14 protein-coding genes are annotated in these 15,958 nt (G+C 38.5%); 2 read left to right on the top strand and 12 right to left on the bottom strand.

Features of this window, described 5'->3' with window-relative positions:
• Nucleotides 1–11: 11 nt before the first annotated feature.
• The 4 genes from kdsA to rfaE1 all read right to left on the bottom strand — a co-directional run bounded on the left by kdsA (nucleotide 12) and on the right by rfaE1 (nucleotide 4,049).
• Nucleotides 12–857 (bottom strand): 3-deoxy-8-phosphooctulonate synthase, encoded by an 846-nt coding sequence (gene kdsA, locus LEPBI_RS08130; RefSeq protein WP_012388631.1) that lies wholly within the window; start codon nucleotides 855–857, stop codon nucleotides 12–14.
• A gap of 1 nt (nucleotide 858) precedes the next feature.
• A complete protein-coding gene (locus LEPBI_RS08125) occupies nucleotides 859–2,481 on the bottom strand; it encodes a CTP synthase (protein ID WP_012388630.1) in 1,623 nt (540 codons plus the stop codon).
• 63 nt (nucleotides 2,482–2,544) lie between these two features.
• A complete protein-coding gene (rfaE2, locus tag LEPBI_RS08120; RefSeq protein WP_012388629.1) occupies nucleotides 2,545–3,033 on the bottom strand; it encodes a D-glycero-beta-D-manno-heptose 1-phosphate adenylyltransferase in 489 nt (162 codons plus the stop codon).
• On the bottom strand, nucleotides 3,030–4,049 hold the full coding sequence (gene rfaE1 / locus LEPBI_RS08115) for a D-glycero-beta-D-manno-heptose-7-phosphate kinase (RefSeq protein WP_012388628.1): 1,020 nt from the start codon (nucleotides 4,047–4,049) through the stop codon (nucleotides 3,030–3,032). The genes rfaE2 and rfaE1 overlap by 4 nt, the downstream gene beginning before the upstream one ends.
• 111 nt (nucleotides 4,050–4,160) lie before the next feature.
• Here rfaE1 and LEPBI_RS08110 point away from each other — a divergent pair, with 111 nt between their 5' ends.
• A complete protein-coding gene (locus LEPBI_RS08110; protein WP_233440810.1) occupies nucleotides 4,161–4,712 on the top strand; it encodes an LON peptidase substrate-binding domain-containing protein in 552 nt (183 codons plus the stop codon).
• Here the strand turns inward: LEPBI_RS08110 and LEPBI_RS08105 are convergent.
• The 3 genes from LEPBI_RS08105 to LEPBI_RS08095 form a co-directional block, all read right to left on the bottom strand.
• Nucleotides 4,696–5,367: an LIC11631 family protein gene (locus LEPBI_RS08105; RefSeq protein ID WP_012388626.1), complete on the bottom strand. Its 672-nt coding sequence runs from the start codon at nucleotides 5,365–5,367 to the stop codon at nucleotides 4,696–4,698. The two genes, LEPBI_RS08110 and LEPBI_RS08105, sit on opposite strands and share 17 nt — an antisense overlap.
• 86 nt (nucleotides 5,368–5,453) lie before the next feature.
• Complete coding sequence (locus tag LEPBI_RS08100) at nucleotides 5,454–7,388, bottom strand: AMP-dependent synthetase/ligase (protein ID WP_012388625.1); 1,935 nt, start codon at nucleotides 7,386–7,388, stop codon at nucleotides 5,454–5,456.
• A gap of 135 nt (nucleotides 7,389–7,523) precedes the next feature.
• Entirely contained in the window at nucleotides 7,524–8,045 is a 522-nt protein-coding gene (locus tag LEPBI_RS08095) for a TlpA family protein disulfide reductase (RefSeq protein WP_041769805.1), read from the bottom strand.
• Between the two features lie 2 nt (nucleotides 8,046–8,047).
• On the opposite strand from LEPBI_RS08095, the gene LEPBI_RS08090 reads away from it, so the two are divergent.
• Nucleotides 8,048–8,443, top strand: coding sequence for a hypothetical protein (locus LEPBI_RS08090; protein ID WP_226992916.1), 396 nt, complete (start codon nucleotides 8,048–8,050; stop codon nucleotides 8,441–8,443).
• Here LEPBI_RS08090 and LEPBI_RS08085 read toward each other — a convergent pair.
• From LEPBI_RS08085 to LEPBI_RS08065, 5 genes are read right to left on the bottom strand one after another with little or no spacing between them, the layout of a single operon-like run.
• Nucleotides 8,426–9,565 (bottom strand): glycosyltransferase family 4 protein, encoded by a 1,140-nt coding sequence (locus tag LEPBI_RS08085; RefSeq protein ID WP_012388622.1) that lies wholly within the window; start codon nucleotides 9,563–9,565, stop codon nucleotides 8,426–8,428. The two genes, LEPBI_RS08090 and LEPBI_RS08085, sit on opposite strands and share 18 nt — an antisense overlap.
• Entirely contained in the window at nucleotides 9,559–10,428 is an 870-nt protein-coding gene (locus LEPBI_RS08080; protein WP_012388621.1) for a 3'(2'),5'-bisphosphate nucleotidase CysQ, read from the bottom strand. The genes LEPBI_RS08085 and LEPBI_RS08080 overlap by 7 nt, the downstream gene beginning before the upstream one ends.
• A 22-nt stretch (nucleotides 10,429–10,450) precedes the next feature.
• On the bottom strand, nucleotides 10,451–10,879 hold the full coding sequence (locus LEPBI_RS08075) for an LIC11625 family surface-exposed protein (RefSeq protein WP_012388620.1): 429 nt from the start codon (nucleotides 10,877–10,879) through the stop codon (nucleotides 10,451–10,453).
• A gap of 18 nt (nucleotides 10,880–10,897) precedes the next feature.
• Nucleotides 10,898–13,081 (bottom strand): ATP-dependent helicase, encoded by a 2,184-nt coding sequence (locus LEPBI_RS08070; protein WP_012388619.1) that lies wholly within the window; start codon nucleotides 13,079–13,081, stop codon nucleotides 10,898–10,900.
• Entirely contained in the window at nucleotides 13,082–15,958 is a 2,877-nt protein-coding gene (locus LEPBI_RS08065; RefSeq protein ID WP_012388618.1) for a BamA/OMP85 family outer membrane protein, read from the bottom strand.

Genomic DNA, 15,958 nt, shown 5'->3' with positions numbered 1-15,958 from the left:
TGGAACTTGTCTTAATCTTCTAAGAACTTCGTTTTGACCAAACGATCGAGTTCTAAAAGTTGTGTGAGTAATGATTTTGCTTTTGCTAAGGGAAACTGTGTGGTCGCATCCGATAAGGCTTTTTCTGGGTCTGGGTGGACTTCCATAAAAAGTCCCTCCACTCCCACAGAAACGGCACCTCGCATCATATGGGGAATGAATTCTCGTAATCCACCTGTGATATTCCCTGCTGCTCCAGGAAGTTGGGCAGAGTGAGTGCCATCAAACACAATGGGAATCCCATGTTTGTGCATCATGGGTATGCCACGTAGGTCAAACACAAGATTTCCATATCCGAAACTGGCACCGCGCTCCGTTACCATGTATTTTTCAGAACCAGATTCTTGGATCTTGGTTTTGATATGCCTCGTATCATCGGGAGCCATAAACTGTCCCTTTTTGACATTCACCCATTTTCCGGTTTCTGCGGCTTTGGCGATCAAATCAGTTTGGCGGCTTAAAAAGGCAGGGATTTGAAAAATATCGACAGTGTCTTTTAAAGGATCCACTTGGATGGTTTCATGGATGTCAGTGAGTACAGGAACATTGTATTTATTTTTGATAAAATCGAGTAACTTTCGACCTTCCTCGAGACCTGGTCCCCGGTAGGAATTGATGGAGGATCGATTTGCTTTATCAAAGGAAGATTTAAAAATATATACGATCCCTAAATCATCACAAATTGCTTTCATTTCTCCACAAACTCGATCGAGTAAGTCCTTGTTCTCCATCACACAAGGCCCTGAGATAAGAAAAAACGGCTGACGACCTCCGATTTTTTTTCCAAAAAATTCTCTTTCTTCAATTAAATCGTACATACTAATCCTCTGTTTTTTTTGCTAATTTCGATGCAGCTTTGATAAAACCTGCAAAGAGTGGATGTGGGTCTGTTGGTTTCGATTGGAATTCTGGATGGAATTGTACACCGATAAACCAAGGATGGTTTGGAATCTCAACAATCTCAGCCAAACTGCCATCAGGCGAAAACCCAGTGAGATTCATTCCCTTTTTCTCAAAATCATCCTTATAACGAAGTGTAAATTCAAAACGGTGACGATGACGTTCCGAAATTCGATCCGATTTGTATTCCGAATGGGCAAGGCTTCCTTTTTTAACAAGACAAGGATATGCACCAAGTCTCATGGTTCCACCCATTCGTTCGATTTCCTTTTGTTCTTCTATCATCGAAATGACAGGGTATTGCACATTTGGTTTGAATTCAGTCGAATTGGCATCTTTGAATCCTAGGACATTCCTTGCAAATTCAATCACCGCGCACTGCATTCCTAAACAAATTCCAAAAAATGGAATGTTTTTGGTTCTTGCGTATTGAATTGCTGCAATTTTTCCTTCGATGCCACGTTCTCCAAAACCACCAGGAACAAGAACTCCATGAACACCTTTTAACAATTCTTTGATATTTTTAGAATCGATATCTTCCGGATTGATTTTGACGACACTCACTTCGACATCATTTGCGATTCCGCCATGTGCCAAAGATTCATATACGGAACGATAAGCATCTTGGAGTGAAATGTATTTCCCGATTAACGCAACTTTAACGGTCTTTTTTGTATTCCTGATTTTTTTAACCATATTTTCCCATTGGGAAAAATTGAGTTTTCGTAAATCCATTCCAAGAGCATTCAAAACCACTTCATCCAATTTATCTTCCCGATACATAAGAGGGATTTCATAGATAGACGTAGTGATATCAACCGCCGAGATTACATTTTGTTCTTTTACATTACAAAAAAGAGAGATTTTATTTTTCATCTCCTTGGACATTGGTTTATTGATACGGCAGATCAAAACATCTGGTTGGATTCCAAGGGCAAGTAACTCTTTTACAGAGTGTTGGGTTGGTTTTGTTTTTGCTTCACCAGCTGCAGTAATGGTTGGGACAAGCGTTAAGTGGAGAAATAATACCTGTTGGTTACCATGTTCGTAACGCATTTGTCTAATGGCTTCCAAAAATGGAATTGACTCAATGTCTCCCACAGTTCCACCAATTTCAACAATGACAAAGTCAGTTTCTTGGTCCCGTGTTAGGTTATAAATACGGCTTCGAATTTCATTCGTGATATGTGGTACAACTTGTACGGTTCTACCTAAATAATCCCCTTTTCTTTCTCTCTCGATGACGGCATGGTAAATTTGCCCAGTGGATACAGAATTTTTTCGTGAAAATTTAGATTTGGTAAATCGTTCATAGTATCCTAAATCCAAATCGGTTTCGGCACCATCTTCGGTGACATACACTTCGCCATGTTGGTACGGGCTCATAGTACCTGGGTCAATGTTGATATAAGGATCCATTTTTTGTAAAGAGACGGTATAACCTCTCGCTTCAAGCAAACAACCGAGAGCGGCAACAGTGACACCTTTCCCTAAAGAAGAAGAAACGCCACCGGTAATGAATATATATCTGGTCTTGGACAAACTGGACCTCAAAAAAGAATGTTTTTTACAGACTGTCGGGATTTGGGTCCAAAATCAATACGTTTAGGAAGGAGATTTCGCTTTTTCTAAAATCTTGGTTGTGGATTTTCCTGAGACAAAAGGTAAAATTTGAATATCCGCACCCATCTCCTTTAAAATTTGGTATTCTGGGAGGGTTTCCACTTGGTAATCCCCACCCTTGGAATGGATGGATGGTTGTACCTTCTTTAGAATTGTTAGGGGTGTGTCTTCGGAAAAACTCGATACAAAATTGACAGACGATAAAGCAGCAAGCACCAACATCCTGTCTTCGCAAGAATTGATGGGCCTGGATTCTCCTTTCAGTCGCCTAACACTATCATCAGAGTTCACTCCAATCCAAAGTAAGTCACCTAAATCGCGAGCTTGGGCTAAGTATGAAACATGACCTGGGTGTAAAATATCAAAACAACCATTTGTAAAAACGATCTTTTTGCCTTCTAACGACTTTCGTTTGGATTCTATCGCATCAAATGGAATGATTTTGTTTTGTAAATCTTGATAAAAACTCATACTGCCTCATCCAAATAACCAAGAGTTCGAAGTGCATCTTCAATTTCGGGTTGTGTGACCGTTGCCGCTCCCAATTTGCCGACGACGATCCCGGCACTGACATTCGAAACAAGGGCTGCTTCTTTGATACTCATCCCACTGGCAACAAACGCTGTGTAAGTGGTAATCACTGTGTCTCCCGCTCCCGTCACATCAAACACTTCCTTTGCCACTGTGGGGATATGGTAAAATGTATTGGTTTTACGTTCATATATAGACATCCCTTTCTCCCCTCGTGTGATCATCATTGCATCGGGTGTGATTCTTTCAGAAATTTCACGGCAAGCGGATTCAATTTCAGAATCACTTGCCAATTTTTTTCCTAAAGCTTTTCCTGCTTCATGATGATTTGGTGTCATGATATGAATGTTTTTATAAAGGAAAAAATGGCTGACCTGCGGATCTACAGTGACAATTTTCTCTTCCGCATTACAAAGTGAGATCACCGATTGAATGAGTGATGGAGTTAAATAACCTTTATCATAATCAGAAAGGATCACCGCAGAAGATTCTTTGATTTTCTGTTTTAAAGTTTCTAAAATGGTTGCCTCTTCTGCTTCCGTCAGAGGAACAATTTCTTCTCTGTCCACACGGCAAACTTGTTGGTGAGAAGCAATGATTCTAGTTTTCAAAATGGTTGGTAAGGTTTTAGATTTGAGTAAAACCAAATCCTCCTTTGCTACCGAGTTGGAAAGTAATATTCTTTCTAAACTCTCACCTGCCTTATCGTTTCCAATTCGACCATAGACGATCCCATTCACACCAATGGAAGAAAGGTTTTGTACGACGTTCCCTGATCCACCTAAAGTTTGTTTTTCGTTCCGAACCCAAACCACAGGAACGGGTGCTTCAGGAGAAATTCTTTCGACCGAACCAATGAGATATTCATCCAATATCAAATCGCCAATGACGAGAACTTTGATTTGGGAAAGTTTGGCAAAAGTTTGGTGTAGCAAAGATTTTTTGATTTTCAACAAAGCCGAATCCTTGATTTGGTTTACAACTAAACATAGAATCTAAAACCTTTCTCTGTGTCAACCTTCCCCTTACCACTCTTTCCCTTACCTGATGTGTTTCTATTTCCAGGTATGTTTTTGCCCTTACATATTTTCGAGCCTAGGTATAGAATGTTATTAGATTTTTGTTTGGAAAATGGTGGGGAAATGGGAATGGCACCCTATCCAAAAGCTTTTTTGGGAAGAGGATTACCTCCAATTCCAGAAGTGGTTGGATTTGGCCATATCATCCAAAAAGAATCATTACCAGATGGTAGGTCTAATATCATTTTGGAAGGACTTGGAACCGCAGAAATTGTGAGCCTTACCTCGACCGAACCGTTTTATATTGCCCAAGTCTCAAAAAGAGAACATGAAAGAAACAAAAATGTTTCCATCGAACTAAAAGAAAAAATTGAAGAACTTTTGGTTCTCACCAAACGGATATTACTTGCCGAAGGTGCTGAAGAAGATTTGATTCTCAAAATGAACCAAATTTTGGTTCACCCATTCCCCGTTGATTTTATTGCTTCATTAATTTATTTCGACTTTAAAACCAAACAAACCATTTTAGAAACAACTCACTTGGAAACAAAAGCAGAACTATTAAAACAAGTGTTAATGGGTCTTAATTTGGGTGAATGATATGTTTATTTTTTAACTCAGCGACTAAAAACAAAAACGAAGGAAAATTGGTTTGGTTTTCACGGTAAAACACTCTTGGATTGGTTTCTTTCGCATTTAAATAAAGATAACTTGAATTTTCTTTTCGAATGTAGGCTCTTTCTAAATAATGATTGGTCTGGGAATATGATAAAAAATCCTTCATCAAATCACTGATCGCAATTTCGCCTTCCGTTTGTTTGTTGGTGGCGATAAAAAAAACGGAAGTATTTTCCCCATCCTTTTTTTCCCAATGGAATTCATTCATCCAATGGCCTTTTTTCCCAAAACTGTTTTGTTCTTCTTTTTTTTCACCGACTAAATTGGGTATGAATTCTAATGTTTCCCAATGAATCTGGTTCCCTAAAAAATTTTCCTTCGCCAAATAAGATCGCCAATGTTTGGAGAGACCTCTCACTTGCATTTTGGAAAGTCCCAATTGTTCTCTTATGGAACCTCGTAAGGTTAAAAAACCAAGAAACCCCATTTGGACAAGAGAAAGGGATTGAAAATCCCAAACTTCCTCTTCTTTGAAGGGTGATAAAAACAAGGAATCCATGGCGTAAAAATCTTGGTGTTGGTAAGGGTAAAATACACCGGCATGGGAAGAAACTAAGGATCCATCTAAACGATTCACATAAAAAGTATCGACGGAGTTTGGAAAAGGGAAGAGTAAAATCCGCCCCGGAACCGAGGCGGAAAGCTTAGAAAATGAAAGTTTGACTAGTCACCAGCGTAGAGAGCCGCGATTTTATCTTTGTATTTTTCCGTAATCAAATGGCGTTTCATTTTAAATAGGTTTGTCAATTCATCACCCACTTCAAAAGGTTTTGTGATGAGAATGAAAGGTGTCACCTGTTCAAATGATTTAAATCCAGTTTTGGTATTGTTCAATGCTTTGATTTCCTTTTTGTAGAAATCGAGCACCTTTGGATTTTCAATGAGTTTTTGTTTGTCCGTCTCACTAATTCCATTTTCCTTTGCCCAAGCCATGAGTTGGTCAAAATCAGGGATCACGATTGCACCCAAATTCTTTTGGTCTTGTCCAATCACCATACACTGAGAGATAAAAGGAGACTCTGTGAGTTTGTCCTCAATCGGAACAGGCTCGACATTCTCGCCACCAAGGAGAACCACAGTATCTTTGGCACGGCCTGTAATGGTAAGGGTTTTTTTGAAATTGAACATTCCAATGTCTCCCGTATCCATCCAACCATCTTTCAGAACTTTCGCAGTGGTTTCTGGGTTTTTATAATAACCTTTCATCACTTGTGGTCCACGGATGTGAATCACACCCCTTTGGCCATATTTTCCCGAGACAAGCTGATTGTTGGCATCAACATGCGTGAGCACTTTTCCCAAATCATCCCGAATCTGTACGGAAGTCTCTGGAGTGATCACGCCTACAGACCCTTGTACGAGTTTTTTGAATGTCCTTACGGAAATAACAGGAGAAGTTTCCGTCATACCATACCCTTCTAGTACATTGATTCCAATGTCATTGAAGAAGGCATCAACGTGCCTTTGTAGGGCTCCTCCACCCGAAACGGATGCCTTGAGCTCACCACCTGTGGCTTCCCGAATTTTGGAAAGAACAACTAAGTCGAGTAGGAAATAAGGAACTGCTAATACAATCGCTACGGTGAGGTAATACACCCCCTTAAAAAGAGAAACGATTGGATTCCTTCCAACATAATCAACTTGGTTTCCCTTTAGGAAACGCATCGAAGCATTAAAATGTTTGGAGAAAAAATAAGCCAAATTGAATAGCCCCCGGCGAATCGCAGGAGTTTGTTTTGGGTCATTGATCCTTGTATAAATTCCGTTATAAATACTTTCCCAAAGTCTTGGAGCGGATGCCATAAACGTTGGTTTTGCTTTTTTCATATCATCGCGGAGATCACGAACATTTGTGTAGTAAGTAGCACAACCTGCTGCAATTGCTAAGTATTCAAACACCCGTTCGAATACATGCCAAACTGGTAGAATCGATAACATTCGTTCGTCTGCTTTGATATCAATCATACTTCCAAGGATGGCAGTCGTTTGGTGGATCATGTTACTATGTTTTAACATGACACCCTTTGGCATACCTGTCGTTCCTGAAGTATAAATGATGGTAAAAAGATCATCAGGAAGAATGGCTTTCATTCTTTCTTCTGCTTTTTTAGAACCTTTTGCTCGGAGTTCTTTCCCTTTTTCAATCAAATCATACAGTTTTAAAACTCCCGTGGCGGTGGATTTTTTATCCATGACGATGAGAGTTTTAGCAAATTCTAACTGAGAACGATTCTTTTGGAATTTCTCGAGCATTTTATCATTTTCAAGGAAAACGACTTTTGCTTCACAATGATTGAGAATATAAACAATTTCTGAATCTGTAATATCAGTTCCGCGAGGAACGTCTGCAGCCCCTGACATGAGGATACCATAATCGGAAACAATCCATTCCAATCGGTTATCGGCAAGTAAGGCAACATTTTCCTTTGCACTCACACCTAAATCAATAAGTGCTTCTGCTAAGTTGATACCAAGATCATATACTTCTTTGAAGGTAACGGGTTTATAGGACTTCGATTCGTCTTTACTAACGAATGCGGGGCGGTTCCCAAATTTTTCAGCACTCTGCTGGAACAGTTCGGGCAAATTGGCTGGCATGATTCTGACTCCTTTCTGAAAAGAAAACGGTAAAAGGTATCTTTAAGGGACTTTTTTAACGAACATGAGTCAAGACATTTTCATTCTTGTCATCGAAATCAATGGAAATCCAAATTCTTGTTTCGCATTGCACAATTATGGCAATTCCGACGAGGCCCAAACATGAGACCGGATCACAAGCCCTGTTAGGTCTTCTTTTTCTAGTCCGTACTGGCGGTACACTATTTTTCCATTTCGATCAAAAACGAGAACACATGGGATTCCTTCTACTTTGTAAAAATCAGTCATTTTCCAGTCTTTATCAAGTAAGGTGGGGTAAGTCATTTTCAATCGTGCCATATCATCTTTGATTTTTTCCAATGGTTCCGTAGTATCCGTATTGATCCCACGAAATACAAAATCCGTATCAGAAACCGATTTTTTCCATTCGTTGATGGTAGGCACTGCTTTGGCGCAAGGTTCACACCATGTGGCCCAAAAATCAAGGACAATCACCTTCCCCTTCCATTCATTCATTGACTCACTACTTCCCGAAACGGTTGGGAGCGGGTCTGGATAAAAATCAACTTTTCCTACATCTGGTTTGCAAAAAAAGAGAGTAAGGAGAACCAGAAGATAAATTCTGGAAGATATCAATCGGTTAAAGATAGTTTTCATTTTTGGATTCACTTATATACAATTACTTTTCCAATTTAGACGAATGGAATGATTACGTAAAGGGAAACTGGAAAGGAAAAGGAATTTCAATGATCCCTTCTCCGACAGAACCTTACGATTCTGGCGATGGAACGTCTGTTAAATGGACTTTCCAACCCTCAAAAATCAAATCGGTTTTTTTTAGAGGGAAAACCAAATATCGATTGGAATGGTCTGTGGATCCGAATGTCCTTTGTGATCGAATCAAACTCTCTGCTAATTCCGAAGACTGGGAGTGTGAAATCCAAGCGATGACAAGCGACCGGTTCCATTTGCATGTTGTTCCCAAATCTGATAAAACAAAAATTTTATTTTCGGGTGTTGTGTCAAAAAAGAAGGGATTACTCTCCTTCTTCTAAAACTTTTTTAAATACCCCTTCGGTGATCTGGGCCGCATTTTCCCATCGAAACGTTTCAATCGAAACATCCATCGGCATTGGATTTTGAAAAAAACTGTCAATCGCCAGAGCCCAACCTTTCGCATCTTCTTTTGTTCCAATGGGTAAATAAATCACTCCGTCTTTTCCAATTTCATGGAAGGTAGGAATGTCGGAAACAATACAAGGAATCTTATGAAACAAGGCTTCCACCATCGGAATCCCAAATCCTTCATACTTACTCGCGAAAACAAATAAACCTGCTCGTTTGTAAACATGTTGGAGTTCAGAATCGGAAACAGAATCCAATAAAAAAATATCTTTGTAAAGGGTTCTTTCTTGGATGAGTTCCTCAATGAATTCGGGTGATTCCCAACCAATTTTTCCGACAATGACCCAAGGTCTGTAGTGATGTGGGTTTCTTTTTCGATACTCTCGATATGCTTCCAATAAAAACGGATAGTTTTTCCTAGGCTCAATGGTAGAGACAGACAATAGATACCCTGTTCCCAAATCTTTCACACGGTTCGAAATCGGAGTGTCCAAAAGCCTTGTCATCTCTTGTGGATTCACACCAGGATAGGCCACTCCTGTTTGTTCAACAGGATATCCAAATTTTTTGCACATATCATCACTTGTTTGTTTCGAAATGGACAAAATAAAACTAGACCGCATAACAGAATACCGTTGAAACATTCTTTGTTGGATTTTTGCAATCCAACGCATGGTATTCGGATATAAATATAAAACCAAATCACAATACGTAAGTACGGCTTTTAAATCGCCAGGTAAAAAAGGTGGCAATACTTGTTGTGAGCCCCAAAACAAATCCAATCGATGAATGAATAAGTAAAATGGAATATATAGGTTATAATACAATCCACCTTTCCATTTTAAAACTCCACCCCCATTCACCCAACGAACATTCGGTAACTCTAATACAGCCTTATGATCTGGGTGAATTGGCAAATGTGAAAACAGTAAAAACTCATACTTCTCTTTGTTCGGGAATGCTTTTAATGTCTCTGCAATGAGACGACCAACTCCAGATACTCGGGTGGAAAGAGGCCTGGCATCCACACCAATTTTATATGTTTTTACCATCGTTCCTTTACCTTAAGCGATAGTTGGTGCAAATCAATTTTAGAGAAAAGGTATTCCACTGCCTTTTTTTTCCCAGCGACCAGTCCAAAGGATAGTGTGGTTTTTTGGTTAAAGGAATACGATTTATCTTTTAACGGAAAAAAAGTAAAATGATCCTCATCGAGTAGAGCGATCCCACCACAAATATCCCATTCATTTTTAGGTTTTAACGAAACGATTAGATCAATGAAGCCTGCAGATAAAAGTCCTAATTTGTAAGCAATGCTACCCATGGATCGAATTTCAAAATCTTCCTTCCAAAAAGGATCACTAAATAACCCTTCTTTCATTTCCGAAAACGAAACAAGTAATACCGGTTTTTGTTTTAGTTCTTTTTCTTCTTCTAACGGATGTAAAACGGAACTACTTTCGACAACTAGGGTTCGAAAGTTTTCGTCGGTTGCGAATGGTGCTTGCAGTTTGGCAAAAAAACTATGTTTCCCTTTAGAAAAAAACTCACCGGTTGCAGGGTTAAAAATAATCCCCCAAATCGCCTCTCCGTTCCGAACTAAACCCAAACTCAATGCAAATTGATCATTTTTTTTGACGAATTCCCTTGTGCCATCAATGGGGTCTAAAATCCAAACCCATTCTTTATCCAAACGAAAACTTGAATCCAATTTTTCTTCTGATAAAAATCCATGTCCAGGAAATCGATTCGAAATTTTTTCAAATAAGAACTCACTCGCAAACAAATCAGCTTCCGTAACAGGATCATTGCCACCTTTATCACGGATTAAAAAATCAGTTTTGTAAATGTTTAAGATGGAATCTCCTACTGAAAGGACCCATCGCCATACTTCCTGAAAATCTTGTTCTTCCATTCCGTCCTTTAATAAGGAATTCTTAATTCTTTTTTTCTTCTTTATGTGCGTTTGAGCCTAAATCCAAACCTTCTGGTTTTTCCAAAACAATTTCTTCTGAAGGAGAAGTTACATAGGTTTCGGGATCAACAGGAAACAGATACTGAAAATAATAGTTTTTATATTTTACATAAAAAGAATTTGTCCCTTCACGACGTTCAGTTTGCAGGTCTTGAAATTTTAATTCTTTTAATTCCTTTTTAGGATTGGCAAAACGTTTGGACAAAGTGCTTCGAACAGAACTTACCATATTAGATTCAAAATTTTTTTTCTTTTGTTCTTCCGTAAGTTTTGGGTTCCTAAGATGATCTTCGAGTTTAGTGAACTCTTCCGCCAAACCAGCGTTTTGTTGAGAGTAAATAAAACTTACACTACAACTGAATATTAAAAAGATCTTAAAAAATAGATTCATGCCCTTACCCCTAATTCCTTATGATATTATCTCTAATGGTGTATATGCCAATAAGAATTTTTTATCCAAATGAGAACCAAATCGAACTTCTACCTTTCGATTGTCACCAGAACCAGAAATGCTCAATATACGCCCTTCTCCGTATACTTTATGTCTGACTTTTGTCCCTATCTGGAACTCACCATCACCCGATTTTGCAAGCACAGACTCAAACTTTTCTTCTGATTTTTGAAATCGTTCCGCTCTTGGAGTGGCTTCGGGTCTTCTCACGCCAAATCTATTTTCGGTCAATTCCCCTTCCAAAAATTCTTTTGGTAACTCTTCTAAAAACTGGGAAGGAAGACGAGCATCCACTTCCCCAAATTTACGAGTGAAACGTGAATAACTGATCTCTAAATGTTTACGAGCGCGAGTGATGGCAACATATGCCAATCTTCTTTCTTCTTCTATCCCGTCAGGGGAATCTAAGGATAAAAAATGAGGGAAGGTTCCTTCTTCCATTCCTGCCATAAAAACATGGTGGAACTCTAGTCCTTTTGCATTATGGACTGTCATAAGGATTACATAATCAGGAAGGTCTTTGGTGTTTTCTTCGCTTGTGATGAGTGAAATACTACTCAAATATTCTTCTAAACTTGATTCCGGATTGGCTTCTTCAAATTCTTTCAATGCATTTACAAATTCATTTAAGTTAGATAACCTTGAAAAAGAATCTTCTGTTCCTTCATTTTCTAAAAATTCACGATAACCAGAATGTTCCAAAACATCATACGCAATTTCGGAGGGAGTTTTTTTTCCCAAATCTTCCATTGCAGATTCAAACATTCGATACAATGATTTTAATTTTTGAACCGTACCCTTTTTAATATCGGGAATTTCTTTTCCCAAACATTCAAATAAGGAAATTCCTTCCCTAACAGAATAACTCAGAAGTCGATTCACTGTTGTATCACCAATCCCTCTTGGAGGAGAATTGATGATACGAAGGAGTGAAGTTGAATCAACTGGATTCACAACAACAGACAAATAGGCAATGAGATCCTTTACTTCTTTCCGATCAAAAAAGCGAAACCCACCAAAAATTTTATAAGGGATTGCACGTTTACGAAGTGCTTCTTCAAAATATCTAGATTGCGAATTGGTTCGATAAAAAATCGCAAAATTCGAATATTTTTGACCTTTCCTCGCACCAACTTGGATTCTTTGGACAATCCCCTCTGCTTCTTCCATTTCATTTTGGTAAGAAGTGAGTTTGATTTTATCACCTAAAGGATTTTTTGTTCGTAAAGTTTTATTCGTACGTTGTTTGTTATGCGAAATTAATACTGCTGCAGATTCAATGATGGTTTTGGTAGATCGATAGTTTTCTTCCAATTTAACAACAATCGCTTCAGGGTAATCTTTTTTAAAATTTAGGATATTGGAGATATCCGCTCCACGCCAGGAGTAAATTGATTGGTCATCATCCCCCACTACACATAAATTTTTATGAAAGGAGGAGAGAGATTGTACTAAATGGTATTGGATTTTGTTCGTATCTTGGTATTCGTCTACCATGATGTATTTCCATAACCTCTGGTATTTTTCCAGAATGACCGGGAAATCTCGAAATAGAATGACTGTTTTTAAAATCAAATCTCCAAAATCTAATGCATTCCGTAGGTTTTTTCGTTTTTCATATTCTAAAAATACGGAAGCTATGGTTTTTGTATAAGCGTCGTCAGCTTTTTTTTTCGCAAATTCTTCTGCAGTTAAAAAGGAATCTTTCGCTTGGGAAAACTGATTGGCAAGACTAGAAGGCCGAAATTCTTTCGTGTCCATTTCTTTAGACTTAAGGATTTCTTTGATGAGTGACTCTTGCATATCACTATCATAAACAGTAAAATTACTTCCTAACCCTAAAACCTTTCCTTCTCTTCTCAAAAGATACAAACACAAAGAGTGAAAGGTTCGAACAAACGGTTCATATGACCCATCTGGCAAAAGATTGCGACAACGGGAACGCATCTCTTCGGCAGCTTTATTCGTAAATGTAACAGCTAAAATTTGGTTGGGGTAAACATTATGATTGAGAATGAGATTGGCGATTCGATAGGTAATGACCCTTGTTTTTCCTGAACCCGCTCCTGCCAATATCAGAAGGGGTCCATCCACAGATTCTACAGCAAGTTTTTGTTCTGAATTTAGCCCAACTAACTCCACTTAGAATCGCATATCCCCAATTCCAAAAACAAACTGGAAACTATTATTATCAGGATACAAACCAAAAGGCCGATCTTCGACTCCCGTATAACGGATCCTTTGTGCAAAATACAATCGAAGTGGTAAAACTGGAATTTGGATCCGTAATCCAAAACCCCATGAAAATCGAAAATTCGACATGGAAAGGTTTTTACTCGATAAAACTAAATTTCCTGGGTCATTTACGACCAGTGGTGAGTCAGGAATTTTTTTACCGAAGGAGTTATAGTTTTCAAATAAATACGTCTCAATGGGTTCCGAGAATCTTTGTGCGGCCACCAAATTATCGTAGTTTTTGAAAAATTCCTTTCGTTCTCCCACAGCACGATTGATTTGTTCATACATCGAACCCGCATCAAAAAAGATGACAAACCACAATAATGAAGGTTCTATCGGGAATCGGAGTTCTGATGTGAATAAAACCCGGCTGGCAGCTCCATCCTTCCATTCGTCTGGATAGTATTTATCATCAAAAAACCATCCCCGAAGTGATTCATATCCACCGAGGAACAATCGATCCTGCACTTGGATGTAAGGAATTCTTTCCTTGTCTTGGTTTCTATATTTGGGAGTTCTTTCAAACGTAAACACAGAAGAAGTACGGAATTGTTGGACGACACGCCATCTTCTGAGCGCGTTCTTTCGGATAAGCCCAAAGAAAGTATAATCAAACCAAGTATGATAGTATTCTAAGATGGGACTAAATTGGTCAAAATGACTTTCTCCACCGAGAAACTGCCCAACATTATCAACGGAAAAAATTAAATTAAAACCTTGAGTTGAATTGAAAACATTATCCCGGCTATCATACGCGATACCATTTGTCAATTGGGATCGAAACTGCCACCCGCGATCTACCTCAGCAAGAACCTGATCCGAAACAAGAGATGTTGGCCTTGTGGATGCAAAAAAGGAAGGTGAATATCTATGGAAGTGAGTCCAGTTGATGAGGAATCTATGTCCAATCCCTGCACTGACACCGACCCCTGATCTTTCATAAGAAGCGACTTCCTTAATCCCTTGGTTATTGTTTTCCGTAATGGAAGTTGCTCCCACAAACAAAGTCCGAGATGAATAAAATGCTGATAAAGTAAGTGACCAAGGTTTGTCCAAAAACCAAGGTTCCGTCCATGAAATTTGTAAGTATCTTCGGATTGGTCCAAATTCGACCCTTCCTGTGATTTGTTGCCCTGTTCCGTTTAAGTTATTTTCACCTAACTGTGTAAAGATGGAAAATCCAGTAATGGTTCCATAACCGCCACCCATGGAAACAGTTCCAGTCGGTTGTTCCACAAGTTCGATGATCAAATTCATTTTTGTTTCATCAGAACCAGGTCTCATGTTAAAGTTTACTTCTTTAAAATAACCTAAGTTAAAGATTCTTTCCCTTGAACGATTGACGAGAGATGAATTGAATAAATCGCCAGGCTTGAATAATAATTCACGACGAATGACCCGGTCTTGGGTTTTTTTATTCCCTTTGATGATGATATTTTCAATGAATGCTAAGTTGTTTTCACGAATCGTAAAATCCACATGGATGAATTTTTTTCCACGTAATTTAGGTTCCTCTTCATAAATTTTGCGAAGTCTGGCAACATTCAATCGATTGTATTCTTCATTACAATCGGACACGGCATCGGAATTTCCCCTTTTTTCACAATTTTCGTAACGGGAGAGCGACGCATCACTCAGTTCGACAACCTTTCTTCGAGGAATTACTTGGGCAAACAGATATCCTTTGGCTGAATAAGCTTCGTTAATGGAAGCGCGATCCTTTTGGAATTTTGTTTCATCAAATACCTCTCCTACATCAGCAGGAGCAAATTCGTATTGGTCTTCTAAAAATTTTACAGGGTAAACAGGAGCCCACTCCTCTTTTGGAGTTCCGGAAGGGTTATTCTCTTTATTCAAAAATTGAGGCATCCCATTCGGGGCAATGGTTAAATCATGATTGGTTGTATAACCATTATAAAAATATTGTTCACCTTCAATGATTTTGAAATTGACGATGACAACTCGTTTGTCTTTCTTCTTAGGATTTTCCCAACGGATTTCCCAATTGGTTCCTTCGTTACTAATTTCAGCGTCAACATACCCACGTGATTTTAAATAAGCGGCAATTTTTTGTTTATCAGATTCAAATGCAGATTCTTTAAAAACTCCCGATTCAATGATCCCACTTTCTTTTAAATCCATGATGCCTTGGATATCGTAAGTATCAATCTCGTTGTTTCCAAAAATATTGATTTTGCTTACAGGAATTTCTTCCCCTTCATCAATGATAAACTTCACCTTAACTGTGTTTGTTTCAGGATTTACTGGCTCTGTTTCAAATCGAACATAAGCGAGAAAAAAACCTTCGTCTCGGTATTTCTTTAAAATCACTTCCTTGGAGAGCGTTACCTTTTTCGGTGTGATGACTTCATTTTCTTTTAATGGAATTTTATCACGAAGGTCAGAAGGGAAAACTTCGTCTGCTCCAATAAAATCAATGTCTTTGACTCTAGGTCTTTCTTTGACAATGACTAAAATTTTAACCCCTTCACCATCAGCTTCTCCTTGGATATCGATATGATAAAAAAAGCCCGAAACAAACAAGGCTCGCATATCGGCATTGAGTAAACCTTGGGACAATTGGACACCAGGGCGCATATCCATTAATTCCAAAATATCATCGGAAGAAGTATTGATATTCCCTTTGAATTCTATTTTGGTAATGACTTTATCTAAATAAACAGAACGATTTGACCATAACGATACCCACTCTGCTGAAACTAAAAACAGCAAAGAGAGAATAAATAAACTAAATAGCTTTAAATGATTACGAATTTTCAA

Source organism: Leptospira biflexa serovar Patoc strain 'Patoc 1 (Paris)' (genome assembly GCF_000017685.1).
GTDB lineage: Bacteria > Spirochaetota > Leptospiria > Leptospirales > Leptospiraceae > Leptospira_A > Leptospira_A biflexa.
This window is presented reverse-complemented; position numbering and strand designations above follow the sequence as displayed.